Source organism: Ruegeria sp. F11, from assembly GCF_056533855.1.
The window spans coordinates 240,205-255,717 of record NZ_JBQFOW010000001.1; the positions used below are offsets into that span (position 1 = coordinate 240,205).

Sequence of the window (15,513 nt, forward strand, 5' to 3'; positions counted from 1 at the left end):
ATCCCAAAAGGGATTCCTACCGTCACAAGGGCTAAAACAGCCAAAACCCAAACTAGAATTGCCCGGTAGTATACGCCCACACTCGAAAGATAGCCGACTATCTGCGATTCAAAGAAAATCATGGAAAATGCGCAGACACCGCAAAAGGCGCTAACTGCTAGAAGCTTTTTTGTCATGAGAACACAAGTCCGATCAGACAAGTTCAAAGTGTGCAGTTCGACAAGTTCTTATCTTATCTTCCAATTGGTTTGAACGACTGCTTGGTCCTCATATCGACATTCCAAACCGCGATGAGCGCTCCAAAAAACAGAGCGCCACAGGACCTCCTGCGGCGCTGCCGATTTCTGTCACTGTGTCGGGATTGAAGCTTACTGCTTCACTTCCGCCGCCGGGTTTGCGCCCGATTTGCCGCTGCGGCCCGGGTTCAGGGGGTCGTCCTGACGCTGGACCGAGCCTTCGAAATGCGCGCCGCTTTCGATGGCGATGGTCTTGTGGATGATGTCGCCTTCGACCCGTGCGGTCGAGGTCAGGCGGACCTTCAGACCACGCACGCGACCCACGATGCGGCCGTTGACAACGACGTCGTCGGCGGTGACTTCGCCCTTGATGGTGGCGGTTTCGCCGATGGTCAGCAGATGCGCGCGGATGTCGCCTTCGACGGTGCCTTCAACCTGAATATCACCGCTCGTCTTGAGGTTGCCGGTGATGTGCAAGTCCGAAGACAGGACCGATGCCGGAGGTTTGGGCTTGGGCGGGGTGCTGGCCTTGGTTTCAGCCGGTGCAGGGGTCGCCGGTGTGGCCGGAGCGGCCGGTTTTGCTGCCTCGGCTTCTTTCGACCCGGGCTCGTTGATTTTGCTCTTAGAAAACATTTCTCGCAGCCTTGATGTAAGTCATTGGGTTTACAGGTTTTCCGTTCACACGCACCTCATAGTGCAAATGTGTGCCGGTAGACCGTCCGGTGCTACCCATATCAGCAATATGATCCCCGCGCGAGACCCTTTGACCGACCTTTACGTTGATCTTGGTGTTATGAGCGTAAAGTGTCTCAATTCCGAAGGCGTGCTTGATCTTGACGAGCCGCCCAAAGCCCGATTGCCAGCCCGCGTGGGTGACGACTCCGTCAGCGGTTGCAAAGATATCTGTGCCATGTGCGCCCGCGAAATCCGCGCCGTTATGCATACGCCGACCACCGGTTTTGGGGTCGCGACGGGTGCCGTAGCCGCTGGTATAGCGCACGGCTGCGTTTACCGGGCTGGCGAAGGGGGCTTTTTCAGCGGCAATGCGATAGAGGTTCAGCTGATCCATCTGTTGCAGCAATGTGTTCGCCCGGACCTCGTCCGCAGACAGGTCTTCTTCTTCACCGCGTGTGCTGAAGGATAAAGGGGTCAGCGGACCGCCCATACCGCTATATCCGCGCCGGACCTCTTCGATGATGCGATCTGTGGGCATGCCTGCGCTGCGGAACATCTTGTCCAGCGGCTCGACCGAGATCACCATTGCCTCTTCCAACTGGCGAAAAATCTCGTCGTTGCGTTCCTGCATCAGGCGGATTTCCAGTTCCAGATCGTCCCGCTGATCCAGCGCGTCCAGCGCATTGGCGGCGATCTGGTCACGCTGCTCTGCCGTGCGGGCCAGCGCGTCGGTCATGAATTCCATCTGAGCAGGGTTGGCGACCGAGGCCATATACATGTCGGTGCCGTCAGTTTCCTGCTGCAGCTTGGCCAGTTCGGTCCGAACCTCTTCGCGCTGCTTCATGGTGGCGCGCAGGGTGGTCTGGATCACTTCGATCCCGGTCTCCAACTCGCGGCGGCGGTTCTCCGAGGCCAGAAGTTCCGACTGCATCGCCGAAATCTGCTCTAACGCCGCATTGAACCGGTCCTGTGCCGCCAGCGCTTCCTGCGCCCGCGCATCGCGTTCGGTCGACAGGATGTTCAGACGTTCCTGATAGGTGGCCTGATCCCTTTTCGCCTGCTCGCGGAAGTTGCCCGACCCGATGCTGTCCATCAGCAGGATCGCCGTGGCCACCGCTGTCCAGCCGACCATGACCGCGACACCGGCGACGGCTGCCACCTGCGTCTCGGAACTCAGACGGATAAACCGTGTGTCTTTGTCGGATTTCAGAAAGACCCGGCGTTCGGGAAAGTGCCGTTCAAGCAGCGCATGTAGTTTGATTGCCAGACGTGTTCTCACGCGTCTTATCCTCTCGTCCCCAAGATCGGGACCGGTCGTGAGTGAGTGCGTCGCCGTCCCTTGGGGCGTTTGCATAAAGGGCCGGTCGCGGTCGGGCAAGTTTGTTGACCCATCCGCCGCGATCCATGCGGATTTTCCGCGGTTCATCGGCGGGATATTGCCGAAATTAACGGAAACACATCATTTTGAGACCTGACCGGGCGCAGGCAGGTCTTCGGTCAGCGGCCAGTAGAAGTCGGGCGGCAACCCGGCCTCGGCGCGTTTTTCTTCGTTGAACGGGGGTTTGAGCACCCCGTGGAAATAACGCCGGACGAGATCGTGGAACACGTCCTTCGGGTCGGCGTTTTCGCGACCGCAGAGGAAATGGAACCATTTCGATCCATAGGCCACATGGCCGACCTCTTCCGCATAGATCACCTCCAGCGCGGCGATGGCCTTATCGGCTTTGGCCTTGCGAAAGATTTCGATCATGCCGGGGGTGACGTCCAGTCCGCGCGCCTCTAGCACCATGGGAACCACGGCCAGGCGGCCCATCAGATCCTCGGCAGTGTCTTCCGCCGCACGCCACATGCCCGCATGGGCGGGCAGGGCGCCGTAATGGCTGCCCATGCTTTCCAGGCAATCGCAGACCATCTCGAAATGGCGCGATTCTTCTTCGGCGCATTTGACCCAGTCGTCGTAGAACCCGATGGGCATCGGCACATGCCCGAACCGAGCGATGATGTCCCAGTGCAGATCGACCGCGTTAAGCTCGATATGCGCCACCGCGTGCAGCAGGGCGATACGCCCGGCCTCGGTGCCCGGCCGCCGTTTGGGTACGTCGCGGGGGGACAATAGTTCGGGCTTTTCGGGGCGGGCCGGGTTCGGCGGTGGCGTGGCTGTGCCGACCTCGATCGCTTCGGCCTCATCTTTGCGGGCGGCGAACCACGCGGCGGCGTGGCGTTTGGACAGGGCGGTTTTGGCCCGCCCGTCCGCTGTTGTCAGTACCTCGGTCGCCATTTGGGTCAGTGTTTGAGGCACTCTGTCGCTCCGCCTGCTTGCTTCGCTGCGGGTGATAGACCGAATGGCGCACGGGGTCGAGTGTCAGAGGGCTTTGACCGCCTCCAGCACCTCGTCGACATGGCCGGGCACTTTGACTTTGCGCCAGACGCGGGCGATCTTACCCTCGCCGTCGATGATAAAGGTCGACCGCTCAATCCCCATGGATTTGCGCCCGTACATGTTCTTTTCGACCCACACGCCGTAATCCTCGCACACGGTCGAACCTTCGTCCGACAGAAGCGGCGTGGTCAGCCCGTGCTTGGCGACAAACTTGTCGTGCTTGGCCACGCTGTCCCGCGAGATGCCGAAAACGTGAGCGCCGGAATCCGCAAAGGCCTGAAGTTGTTCTGAGAAACCAATAGATTCCTTGGTGCAGCCCGGCGTATCATCGCGGGGGTAAAAGAACAGAACGACGGTGCCACCGCGCAGATCGGAAAGTGTCACCTCGCCGCCACCGTCCCGCGGCAGGGTGAAGTCAGGGGCCATGTCTGAAATGTCGGGCATTGGAAACTCCGGTAAAGAGAATTAAGGGCTGCCGATTATCATAGGGCATCCCGGACGGGTGGAAAGGCGTGGATAGCAAATTGGTGCAGCAGAAACAGGAAGGTAACGAGACGGCGGGGAAACCCAAACGTCGCCGTTCCCGCCGCCGTGCTGCCGGGCTGTGGGCCATGCGGGGCACGTTGCTTCTGGTGGTTCTGGCGCTGTTTGCCGGTTTCATGGTTCTGGGCCAGACCATCCACGCGCCCGTCTGGGTTCGGGATCGGGTCGAGGCCCGGTTGGAACAGAACATGGGCGGGCTGCAAATCCGCTTTGGCGATGTCAGTTTCATCATTCACGAAGGGTGGCGGCCGCGCTTGCGCCTGACGGATGTCAGCATCAGCGACGCGGCGGGTCAGCAGATCGCGCAGGTGTCGGACATGCGCGCAAGCCTTGCGATGCGCCCGTTGCTGCGCGGGCATGTGCGGCCCAAACGGATCAACCTCAGCGGGGCCCAGATCGCGCTGACACGCGGGGTGGACGGGGCGCTGACCCTGACCGTGGGTGCGGGGAGTGCTCCGGTGCAGGAGGCTCCGAACCTCGCCCAACTGATCGAAACTGCGGATGAGGTCTTTCTGTCTCCGGCCCTGTCGGCGCTGACCTCGGTTCAGGTGGATGCGATTACGCTGGATTTCACCGATCTGCGGCAAGGGCGGTCCTGGGTCATGGATGGTGGCCACATACAGGCCACGCGCAACGCCAGTGAAATGCGCCTAGCCACCGGCTTCTCGGTGCTGTCGGGCCGCGACTATGCCAGCGAGATTGAGGCGAACTATACCAGTGTTCTGGGTACCCCGTCGGCAAGCTTCGGCGTTTCGATCACCGATCTTCCGGCGGAAGACATCGCCGGGCAAAGCGCGGCGTTGGCCTGGTTGCAATACCTGCGCGCGCCAATATCTGGTGCCCTGCGCGGCAGCGTGGATGGCGACGGTGCAATTGGCCCCCTGTTCGCGACGCTGAACCTGGGCGCGGGCGCGCTGCAGCCGAACCCCGAGACCCTTCCGGTTCCGTTCGACTCGGCGCGCACTTATTTCACCTATGATCCCAAGCAGCAGGCGCTGGACTTCAACGAAGTGTCTGTCATGTCCGCTTGGGGGTCGATTCAGGCGGATGGCAAAGCCTTTCTGCAGGGTGTCGAAAACGGCGTGCTGGAGAGCCTGTCCGCACAACTGCGGTTTTCAGGGCTGAACGTGAACCCGGCGAACCTGTTTCCTGAACCGCTGGATCTGACACATGCGGAACTGGACCTTCAGTTGAAACTCGACCCGTTTCGGCTGCGTGTCGGACAGTTGACGATTGAAGATACCGAACACACGCTCCGCGCGCGAGGCGATCTGGTGGGCTTGCCCGATGGCTGGTCGGTCGATCTGGACGCGCATCTGGACGCGATGACCTCGGATCAGGTGCTCAGCTACTGGCCCGAGCGTCTGGCCGCCAAGCCGCGCGACTGGGTGACGAAAAACCTGCACGAGGGCGAGTTGTCGGACATGGATTTCGCCCTGCGTCTGCGCCCCCGTGAAAAACCGGATATCTATCTGGATTTCGGGTTCAGCAAGGCGACGATTCAGTTCGTCAAAACGTTGCCTCCGATTCAAAACGCGCAAGGGCAGGCCATCCTGATTGAAAACAGGTTCACCGCTACGGCTGAAAGCGGTGTTGTGATCGCGGATGAAGGCGGGGCCGTTGATGCCTCGGGCACGTCCTTCATCGTGCCCGATACCGAAATCAAGAAATCTTCACCCGCCATAGCGCGGATCAATGCGGCGGGCAGCGTGACAGCCGCCTTGTCCCTGCTGGATCGTCCACCGCTGAGTCTGCTCAGCAAAGCGGGGCTGCCGGTCGATCTGGCGGACGGGTCCGTCGCGTTGTCGGGAACCCTGTCCCTGCCCATGAAAAAAGGGTTGCAGTTTCAGGAGACCGAGTTCCACTTCTCTGGCGATCTCGGCAATCTCAGCAGTGACCGTCTGGTGCCTGGTTTCGCGGTCAGTGCCGATCTGCTTGACCTGAGCGGCAATCAGAACGGTGTGGAAATCGACGGGCAGGGCCTGTTCGGAGACGTCCCGATTCAGGCCCGCTGGTATCAGCCCATTGATGGCAAAACCGCGCAACGCAGTGAGTTGACGGGACAGATCGAACTGTCGCCGCGCCTGATGGACGAGATCAATGCTGGCTTGCCGCAGGGCATGCTGACCGGCAAGGGGCTGGCGGATATCACGCTGGGCATCGGCGCGGGCGAGCCGCCGAAGCTAAGCGCATCCTCCGATCTTGTCGGCGTTGCGCTTGCGATCCCCGAACTGGGCTGGCGCAAGAGCGCGAACGGCACCGGCACGCTGACCGCCGAGGCTACGCTGGGGGATCAGCTAAAGGTGGATTCCCTGCGTCTTGATGCTGCTGGCTTGCGCACGTCGGCCTCGATTTCGTTCAAGGAAGGCGAGTTCGACCGCGTGCAGTTCAGCTCATTCGATTTGGGCAACTGGCTGGCAGTTCCGGCAGAGCTGGTGTCGCGCGGCTCGGCGGCTCCGGATATCCGCGTTTTGGGCGGTGTGCTGAATCTGGGCCGCTCGACCTTCGGCTCAGGCGGCGGAGGCGCGGCGGATAGTCCAAAACTGGACGTCACGCTGGACCGTCTGCAGGTCACCGAGACAATTGCGCTGACCGGGTTCAAAGGTGCGTTCCAGACCAGCGGAGGCGTCCGTGGTCCCTTTACGGCTCTGGTCAACGGTGGCGCCTCGGTCCGGGGGGAGGTCACCCCGCGCGACGGGCGCAGCGCGGTCAACCTGAAATCTGACAATGCCGGGGCCGTCCTGCGGTCTGCCGGAGTGCTGACACAGGCGCGCGGCGGCGGCTTTGACCTGCAGCTTGAACCGGTCACTGCGCCGGGCAGCTACGACGTGATCCTGAAAATCGTAAACACGCGCATTCAGGATGCTCCGGCCATGGCCGCGCTGCTGAACGCGATCAGCCTGGTCGGGTTGCTGGATGAGATGGCGGGGCAGGGCATCTTTTTCTCGACCATCGACAGCCGGATGCGGATCACCCCAACCGAAATCAAGGTGCTTAGCGGCAGCGCGGTTGGCCCGTCGATGGGCCTGTCCTTTGACGGAACCATCGATACAGTGGCCGGGCTGCTGAACCTGCGTGGCGCGATTTCTCCAATCTATCTGGTGAACGCCATTGGAAGCGTGTTCACCAAAAAGGGTGAGGGGGTCATTGGCTTCAATTACACGCTAACCGGGCCGCTTGCCTCGCCCAAGGTCTCGGTTAACCCTCTGTCCGGTCTTGCCCCGCTGTTCCTGCGCAATCTGCTGCGCCCGCCAGCGCCCAAGGTTTCCGACGGACCCAACGCGCAGCCGCAAAAGCCGGACGAGCTTAAGAAGACGTTCGGGTCAAAGGCAAGCGACCGGTAAACCGGCATATGGCCGAATCTGTTGCAGCACTGTAAGGCGCGGCCATGAAACTGAGCGACTTTGATTTCCACTTGCCCGAAGACCTGATCGCCACCCGGCCCGCCAGCCCGCGCTCGTCGGCGCGGCTGCTGGTGGCGCAGGGCGACGCGATCACCGATAGTCACGTGTTTGACCTGCCGCACTGGCTGCAGCCCGGCGACCGGCTGGTGCTGAACGACACGCGGGTGATCCCTGCGCGCCTGAGCGGTCGGCGTCATCGAGACAGCGCTCAGGGGCCCGTGTCAGCCGCGATCGAAGCCACCCTGCTGGACCCTCAAGCCGATGGTACATGGGCCGCTCTGATCAAACCGCTGAAAAAGGTGAAGCCAGGTGAGCGTATCGTTTTCTCGGACGACCTGAGCGCCACCCTGGAGCGGGTAGAAGACGGCCAAGCCTGTTTGCGCTTCAACCTGTCAGGTGAGGATTTCGACGAGGCGCTGGAACAGGCTGGCGCGATGCCCCTGCCGCCCTACATCGCGGCTAAACGCCCGGCGGATGAACAGGACAAGACCGACTATCAGACCATCTGGGCGCGCAACTCGGGTGCCGTTGCGGCCCCAACGGCCTCTTTACATTTCGACGAACCTCTGATGCAGGCTTTGACGGATCGCGGAGTGCAGATCAGCCATGTCACCCTGCATGTGGGGGCGGGCACGTTTCTGCCCGTTAAAGTCGAAGATGTGACGACCCACAAAATGCACGCGGAATGGGGCCGGGTCAGCGCCGCAGCCGCCGAAGAGGTCCGGGCCACCAAAGCGGCGGGCGGGCGTGTAATCCCGGTCGGCACCACAGCGCTGCGCCTGATCGAAAGCGCCGCGCGCGGCGGTCGGATCGAGCCATGGGAAGGCGAGACAGGAATCTTCATCTATCCCGGCTTTCAGTTTCAGGTGACAGACGCGCTTATGACCAATTTCCACCTGCCAAAATCCACCCTGCTGATGCTGGTCTCTGCCCTTATGGGGCAGGCCCGGATGCGCGACGTCTATGCGCATGCTACTTGGCAGAAATATCGTTTCTTTTCCTACGGTGATGCGTCGCTTTTAATCCCGTGATGGGCGCGTTCCGGGCATCAAACTTCCAGAATGTCGTAGATAAGCGCGACCAAGGCGGGTTTTGATCGCAAAACAAAGGCCAAACAGGTCGGCAACACTCCGGAGGCCCCAATGATTCAGGTCCTGTCCAGCGCGTGGGCTCTTTTGCTCGGCATGGGGCTGCTGATGGTCGGAAACGGCCTTCAGGGCACGATCCTGGGTGTGCGTGGCGAGATCGAGGGCTTTTCGACCCTGCAGATGTCTTTTGTCATGTCGGCTTATTTTGTCGGGTTTCTGGGTGGCTCGCGGCTTGCCCCCGAGATGATCCGCCGCGTTGGCCACGTGCGGGTGTTTGCGGCGCTGGCCTCATTCATATCGGCGGTTATGATCATGTACCCGATGCTGACCGATCCGGTCGCTTGGGTTCTGGGCCGCGTCCTGATCGGGTTCTGCTTTTCGGGTGTGTATGTCACTGCGGAAAGCTGGCTGAACAATGCGGCCAGCAATGAAAACCGGGGACAGGCCCTGTCTCTTTATATGATCGTTCAGATGTCCGGCATAATCGGGGCACAGGCTCTGGTGCTGGCCGGTGACCCGGCGGGGTATGAGACCTTCGTGATCGCGTCGATCCTGGTTTCGGTCTCGTTCGCGCCGATCCTTCTGTCGATTTCTCCAACCCCGGCTTTTGACACCACCAAACCGATGACCCTGCGCGAGTTGATGGGTAAATCTCCGCTGGGCTGTGTTGGCATGTTCCTGCTGGGCGGCGTGTTCTCGGCCCAGTTCGGTATGGCATCGGTCTACGGCGCGCGCGCCGGGCTGACGCTGGTCGAAATCTCGACCTTTGTTGCCGCGTTCTACATCGGGGCCATTGTGCTGCAATATCCGCTGGGCTGGTTCTCGGACCGTATGGACCGACGCTTCCTGATCCTGCTTGTTGCCGCGACAGGGGGATGTGGCGCAATCACCGGCATGATGTTTGGTGTAACCTTCCCGATCCTGCTGGCCGCCGCCTTTATCATTGGCGGCATGTCCAACCCGCTCTATTCCCTTCTCATCGCTCACGCGAATGACTTTTTGGAACCCGAAGACATGGCTGCCGCCTCGGGCGGGCTACTGTTCATCAACGGGCTGGGTGCGATTGCCGGGCCGTTGATCACCGGTTGGCTCATGGGAGATGGGGTCTTTGGACCGCCGGGCTTTTTCCTGTTTATCGCGCTTCTTTTGTTCGCAACGGCGGCCTACGCGCTGTACCGCACGACCCAGCGCGCGGCGATTCCCGTGGACGAAACCGGCACAATCTCCACATTGTATCCAACAGCGTCACCTGTTGCGCTTGAGGTGGCACAAGAGGTCGCTATAGAAGCCGCCGAAGCGGACCAGGATACGCAAGATGTTGCCTAGGACACGAGATTATGTCGCCTATGTTGCAATATGTTACTGTAACGGTTCTGTAAAACGGATTTAAATAAAGATACGTCCCTGGGGAGGGTGCAAATCGGAGTTTAGGGCATGGTTGGTCCTGAAAGTGTATTGAGTTATTGGTTAGATGAGGTTGGTCCCAAGGGTTGGTATCTGCAGGATGAGGCGTTGGACGCCGACATCCGCGACCGTTTCATCGAGACATGGAAGGTAGCGAACGAGGGCAAATTTTCGCTCTGGCTGACCTATCCAAGCGGTTCCTTGGCGTACATCATTCTGATGGATCAGTTCCCGCGAAACATGTTCCGGGGCGAGGCCAGGGCCTTTGCCACCGACCGGGCGGCGCTGGCGGCAGCAAAGTGTGCCATTGATAAGGGTTGGGATCTAAAGATTGACGAACCGGCCCGGCAGTTCTTTTACCTGCCGCTGATGCATTCGGAAAACCTGTGTGATCAGGAACGCTGCGTGCGTTTGATGTGCGAGAACATGAGCAGCGACGATTCAAGCAATCTACTGCACGCACGGGCGCATCGCGAAGTGATCCGCAAGTTCGGGCGCTTTCCATATCGGAACGAGGCCCTGTCCCGCGCCACGACCGAGCATGAGGCAGCCTATGTCAGCATGGGTGGCTACGGCGCGACGGTGCGCGAGTTGCAGGCGGCCAGCTAAGCTTCTGGCACGCAGCCCCGGATTTCGATCATCTGATCGGCAATGACGTCGGCTGATGTGGTGATCGCCTGATCTATCAACAACTCTGGCGAGTTCGCCATATCCGCAAACCGCGTCTGAACGGTTTGCAGCTTGTCCTCGATCTGTTCCAGCCGACCCAACGCCTGATTAAGACGCTGCGCCGTCGCCTCATCCAGCACACCACCATCGGTCCGCAGGTCCGCCAGTTCACTGCGCAGGTTTGTAAGCTCGCCGCGCAGTTCCTGCGCCTGATCGTGGAAAGGGGCCACGACCTGCAGGTTCTGCGCAAATTTTGATGTGACCCCGTCGACTGTCGAGACAAGCTTCCAACCCAGAAACAGGCAAAGTGCCACTAAAATCAGCGTCGCGTTCAGCAGGGCAAGTAAAAGATCTTTGAGCGTTTTGGCCATGGTAAGCCTTTCGAATATCTTGGAATTGGGAAAGTCTGCGGCGTTCAACCTCTTCTTTTCTAGCTATTGCGCCCCCTCGGGTATAGGCTGAAAACCGCACAATGCGACCAAATTGACCCTGCGTCGCTTTTGTCGCGGGGCAGTGTGTTGATGCGTTGCGGAAATTAGTTTAACGGTAAACTAAATTTTCTATCGACCTGCGCCGAGAGGGACACATGGCTGCACAATCTTTTGATCTGATCGTAATTGGCGCCGGGCCAGGGGGCTATGTCGCCGCAATCCGCGCTGCACAGCTGGGGCTGAAAACCGCAGTGGTTGAGCGCGAGCATCTGGGCGGCATCTGCCTGAACTGGGGCTGTATCCCGACCAAGGCGCTGCTGCGCTCGTCCGAGGTGTTCCACCTGATGGAGCGCGCCAAAGATTTCGGTCTGAAGGCGGACAAGGTCGGCTACGATCTGGACGCGGTTGTCAAACGCTCGCGCGGGGTTGCGGCGCAACTGTCCGGTGGCATTGGGCATCTGCTGAAGAAAAACAAGGTTGCCGTGGTGATGGGCGAGGCGACGATCCCTGCCAAGGGCAAGGTCAGCGTCAAGACCGACAAGGGCACCGAGGAACTGACGGCCAAGAATATCGTGCTGGCCACTGGCGCGCGGGCACGCGAGCTGCCGGGTCTTGAGGCCGATGGTGATCTGGTCTGGACCTACAAGCACGCGCTGCAGCCGCCGCGGATGCCCAAGAAACTGCTGGTCATCGGCTCGGGCGCAATCGGCATCGAATTCGCCAGCTTCTACAACACGCTGGGCGCCGATACGACTGTGGTCGAGGTCATGGATCGCGTACTGCCCGTCGAAGACGCCGAAATCAGCGCCTTCGCCAAGAAGGCCTTCACCAAGCAGGGCATGAAGATCATGGAAAAGGCGATGGTCAAGCAGTTGGACCGCGCCAAGGGCAAAGTCACCGCCCATATCGAAGTGAAGGGCAAGGTCGAGAAACACGACTTTGACACCGTGATTTCAGCCGTGGGTATCGTTGGCAATGTTGAAAACCTCGGGCTTGAGGCTCTGGGTGTGCAAATCGACAGAACCCATGTGGTCACCGATGAATTCTGCCGAACCGGCGTCGATGGCCTCTATGCCATCGGTGATATCGCGGGTGCGCCCTGGTTGGCACACAAGGCCAGCCACGAGGGCGTCATGGTCGCCGAGCTGATCGCGGGCAAACATGCGCATCCCGTCAAACCCGAAAGCATCGCGGGCTGCACCTACTGCCAGCCTCAGGTCGCATCGGTGGGTTATACTGAGGCGAAGGCCAAGGAGCTTGGCTATGACATCAAAGTCGGGCGCTTCCCCTTCATCGGCAACGGCAAGGCCATCGCGTTGGGCGAGCCCGAGGGGATGATCAAGACCATCTTCGACGCCAAGACCGGCGAATTGCTGGGCGCGCATATGATCGGGGCTGAAGTGACCGAGATGATTCAGGGTTATGTGGTGGGTCGCCAGCTGGAGACCACCGAAGAAGACCTGATGAACACGGTCTTCCCGCATCCCACCCTGTCAGAGATGATGCACGAAAGCGTGCTGGATGCTTATGGGCGTGTAATCCATATGTGAGGGAAGGGGGCTCTGCCCCCGCCGCGGCAAGCCGCGACTCCCCCGGGATATTTATTGGCCAGATGAAGCAGGGGATCCACACTTCATCTGGCTAAAAATATCCCGGAGCGCGAGGCAGAGCCTCGCAAAAAGTCCTAACGGTTCAGAGCGTCCAGAATGCGGGCCCAAGAGCGGATGCCCTTGTGGAAGCTTTTGACGTCATACTTCTCGTTGGGCGAGTGGATGGCGTCATCATCGTTGGCATAGCCCACCAGCATCGAATCTAGCCCCAGAACCTCGTGGAAGTAGCCGACCACAGGGATCGAGCCGCCCATGCCGGTAAACACGGCCTCGCGGTTCCATTCTTCGGACAGCGCGCCGCGGGCGGCTTCGAACTCGGGGCGGTCGAGGTTCATGACCGAGGCGGGGTCGCCCGCCACGTTGTCCTCCCACTCGATCTTCGCATCGGTCGACAGGCGGTCTTCGACGTGTTTGCGGATCTTGCCGCGCAGCGCGGCGGGGTCCATGTCGCCGACCAGACGGCAGGTGATCTTGCAATGTGCCTTGGACGGGATCACGGTTTTGGTGCCGACCCCTCGATAGCCACCCCACAGGCCGTTGATTTCAAGCGTCGGGCGGGCCCATTGCTGTGCCAGCGTCGAGTATCCCTTTTCGCCGTGCGGCTGGGAATAGCCCACCGAGTTCAGGTATTCCGTCTCGTCAAAGCCGCAGTTCTCCCACTGGTGCAGTTGCTCGGCCGAGACCTCGTGGACGCCTTCGTAGAAGCCGTCGACGGCGACGCGGCCGGTGTCTTCGTCATAGAATGACGCGATGATCTTGGACACTTCGCGCAGCGGGTTCAGGCCGGGGCCGCCGTAATGGCCCGAATGCAGGTCGATGCGCGGGCCGGTGAGGGTGAATTCCTCTTCGAGCAGGCCGCGCAGTTGCGAGGCAATCGAGGGAACGCCGCGCGAGACCATGGACGTGTCGCAGACCAGCGCCAGATCGGCCTTCAGTTCCTCGGTATGATCCTTGAGGAACGGCACCAGCGAGGGCGAGCCGGATTCCTCTTCGCCTTCGAAGAAGAAGGTGATGCGGCAGGGCATCTTGCCGTGAACGGCCTTCCACGCGCGGCAGGCCTCGATAAAGGTCATCAACTGGCCCTTGTCGTCGGACGAACCCCGCCCGCGGATCACTGTGCCATTTTCAGTTTCTTCAAGCGCGGGATCGAACGGGTCTCGATTCCACAGGCTCAGTGGGTCGACGGGTTGGACATCGTAGTGGCCGTAGAACAGCACATGGGGCCCATCGCCATCTTCGCCCACATGACCAACGACCATCGGGTGTCCGGTTGTCTCACGCTTGTCGGCCGCAACACCCAGGCTTTGCAGATCTGCAACCAGCCAACCGGCGGCCTGATCCACTTGTTCCTTGTAAGCCGGATCGGTCGAGATTGACGGGATACGCAACAGTTCCATCAAACGGTCGATCGAAGTTTGCAGATCGGAATCGATCCGGCTAAGCACAGCGTCTAAAGACATAGCGGGCTCCTGATTTTGGTGGTGTGTGCGGGACCCTATCAGGGTCAAAGGTGCCGTCCAGTGGGCACCGCGCCGAAATTCGTCTAATATCGGAAACCTGTCAACGAGGTGTATGTGCCCTGCGTCGTTTCCTCGCGTCTGATGGCCATAACTTCACTTGTGGCAGAGGGGCCAAACTTATATTTGATGCAAATCAAAGTTGGGTTCTGCGGTTTGGCTGTACTGAGTTGAGGCATAAGAACGCAAATAGCCGTCCAGACAGAAAGATCTGTCAAAAACGGCGGAATTCTTGTCCGGGGCGGGAAGCGCGTCGGGCAGACAAGGAGGGTCCGGTGGACTATACTGCTCAGCTCGATACAGCGATTGCCAGGCTGCATGACGAAGGACGTTACCGAACCTTTATCGACATCGAACGTCGCAACGGACATTTCCCGCATGCAGTGCGGACCCGCCCGGACGGGTCGCATCAGAACATCACTGTCTGGTGTGGCAACGATTATCTGGGCATGGGGCAGAACCCTGTTGTTCTGGAAGCCATGCACGAAGCCGTCGATGCGGCCGGTGCCGGATCGGGTGGCACCCGCAATATTTCGGGCACAACTGTCTATCACAAACGGCTTGAGGCCGAACTGGCCGATCTGCACGGCAAAGAGGCCGCGCTGCTGTTCACAAGTGCGTATATCGCCAACGACGCAACCCTGAGCACGCTGCCCAAGCTGTTCCCCGGTCTGATCATCTATTCTGACGAGTTGAACCACGCCTCGATGATCGAAGGCGTACGCCGCAATGGCGGGGCAAAGCGCATCTTCCGCCATAACGATGTGGCCCATCTGCGCGAACTGCTCGAGGCTGACGATCCTGCGGCGCCCAAGCTGATCGCGTTTGAGTCGGTTTATTCGATGGATGGCGATTTCGGCCCCATTGAAGAGATTTGTGATCTGGCCGATGAGTTCGGCGCGTTGACCTATATTGATGAGGTCCACGCGGTTGGCATGTACGGCCCCCGCGGCGGTGGCGTGACCGAGCGGGACCGTCTTGCCCACCGGATCGACATTATCAACGGCACACTGGCAAAGGCCTATGGCGTGATGGGTGGATACATCGCCGCCAGCGCCAAGATGTGTGACGCCGTGCGCTCCTATGCGCCGGGGTTCATTTTCACCACATCGCTGCCTCCGGCAGTTGCTGCGGGTGCTGCAGCCTCGGTTGCGCATCTGAAACGCGCGCCTGAATTGCGCGAGCAGCATCAGACACAGGCAAAAATCCTCAAGCTGCGGCTAAAGGGGATGGGTTTGCCGCTGATTGACCACGGCAGCCACATCGTTCCGGTTATCGTGGGTGACCCGGTGCATACCAAGAAACTCAGTGATATGCTGCTGGATGACTATGGCATTTATGTGCAGCCGATCAATTTCCCGACCGTCCCGCGCCGAACCGAGCGTCTGCGCTTTACCCCATCCCCAGTGCATGGACCCGACGAAATGAACCGTTTGGTGCAGGCGATGGACGAACTTTGGTCACATTGTGCGCTAAATCGCGCCGAACTTGCAGGCTAACCTCACGGTTAAGTGTGCAACTGGTTTGTCGCATGTTAAGCTTACGCTAACAAAAAC

Annotated in this window: 12 protein-coding genes; 6 read left to right on the forward strand and 6 right to left on the reverse strand. The window is 60.0% G+C overall.

Translation table 11 applies throughout. The features are described 5' to 3' along the window. Positions 1–368 precede the first annotated feature (368 nt). The 4 genes from ACR0NJ_RS01225 to ACR0NJ_RS01240 form a co-directional block, all read right to left on the reverse strand. Positions 369–869, reverse strand: a complete 501-nt coding sequence (locus ACR0NJ_RS01225) for a bactofilin family protein (RefSeq protein ID WP_480815309.1) — start codon at positions 867–869, stop codon at positions 369–371. Next, positions 859–2,190 (reverse strand): DUF5930 domain-containing protein, encoded by a 1,332-nt coding sequence (locus ACR0NJ_RS01230; RefSeq protein ID WP_480815310.1) that lies wholly within the window; start codon positions 2,188–2,190, stop codon positions 859–861. The genes ACR0NJ_RS01225 and ACR0NJ_RS01230 overlap by 11 nt, the downstream gene beginning before the upstream one ends. 180 nt (positions 2,191–2,370) lie before the next feature. Next, a complete protein-coding gene (locus tag ACR0NJ_RS01235) occupies positions 2,371–3,189 on the reverse strand; it encodes a ferritin-like domain-containing protein (protein ID WP_480815545.1) in 819 nt (272 codons plus the stop codon). Between the two features lie 84 nt (positions 3,190–3,273). After that, a complete protein-coding gene (locus tag ACR0NJ_RS01240) occupies positions 3,274–3,735 on the reverse strand; it encodes a peroxiredoxin (protein ID WP_480815311.1) in 462 nt (153 codons plus the stop codon). A gap of 68 nt (positions 3,736–3,803) precedes the next feature. On the opposite strand from ACR0NJ_RS01240, the gene ACR0NJ_RS01245 reads away from it, so the two are divergent. The 4 genes from ACR0NJ_RS01245 to ACR0NJ_RS01260 all read left to right on the forward strand — a co-directional run bounded on the left by ACR0NJ_RS01245 (position 3,804) and on the right by ACR0NJ_RS01260 (position 10,339). Then, positions 3,804–7,178, forward strand: a complete 3,375-nt coding sequence (locus ACR0NJ_RS01245; protein ID WP_480815312.1) for a YhdP family protein — start codon at positions 3,804–3,806, stop codon at positions 7,176–7,178. Between the two features lie 44 nt (positions 7,179–7,222). Then, positions 7,223–8,269, forward strand: coding sequence for a tRNA preQ1(34) S-adenosylmethionine ribosyltransferase-isomerase QueA (gene queA / locus ACR0NJ_RS01250; RefSeq protein ID WP_480815313.1), 1,047 nt, complete (start codon positions 7,223–7,225; stop codon positions 8,267–8,269). A gap of 111 nt (positions 8,270–8,380) precedes the next feature. Continuing rightward, positions 8,381–9,652, forward strand: coding sequence for an MFS transporter (locus tag ACR0NJ_RS01255; protein ID WP_480815314.1), 1,272 nt, complete (start codon positions 8,381–8,383; stop codon positions 9,650–9,652). A 108-nt stretch (positions 9,653–9,760) separates the two neighbouring features. Then, positions 9,761–10,339: a DUF924 family protein gene (locus ACR0NJ_RS01260; protein ID WP_480815315.1), complete on the forward strand. Its 579-nt coding sequence runs from the start codon at positions 9,761–9,763 to the stop codon at positions 10,337–10,339. Here ACR0NJ_RS01260 and ACR0NJ_RS01265 read toward each other — a convergent pair. Further along, positions 10,336–10,770, reverse strand: coding sequence for a hypothetical protein (locus ACR0NJ_RS01265; protein WP_480815316.1), 435 nt, complete (start codon positions 10,768–10,770; stop codon positions 10,336–10,338). The genes ACR0NJ_RS01260 and ACR0NJ_RS01265 overlap by 4 nt on opposite strands. A 215-nt stretch (positions 10,771–10,985) precedes the next feature. Between ACR0NJ_RS01265 and lpdA the strand changes: the two genes are divergently transcribed. Next, positions 10,986–12,380 carry a dihydrolipoyl dehydrogenase gene (gene lpdA / locus ACR0NJ_RS01270; protein WP_480815317.1) on the forward strand — a complete coding sequence of 465 codons (1,395 nt, stop codon included), beginning with the start codon at positions 10,986–10,988 and terminating at the stop codon, positions 12,378–12,380. Positions 12,381–12,514: 134 nt separating this feature from the next. Here lpdA and ACR0NJ_RS01275 read toward each other — a convergent pair whose 3' ends face one another. Then, entirely contained in the window at positions 12,515–13,900 is a 1,386-nt protein-coding gene (locus ACR0NJ_RS01275; protein WP_480815318.1) for a M20/M25/M40 family metallo-hydrolase, read from the reverse strand. Positions 13,901–14,232: 332 nt separating this feature from the next. On the opposite strand from ACR0NJ_RS01275, the gene hemA reads away from it, so the two are divergent. Beyond that, complete coding sequence (gene hemA / locus ACR0NJ_RS01280; RefSeq protein ID WP_480815319.1) at positions 14,233–15,456, forward strand: 5-aminolevulinate synthase; 1,224 nt, start codon at positions 14,233–14,235, stop codon at positions 15,454–15,456. The last annotated feature ends 57 nt before the right edge of the window (positions 15,457–15,513 follow it).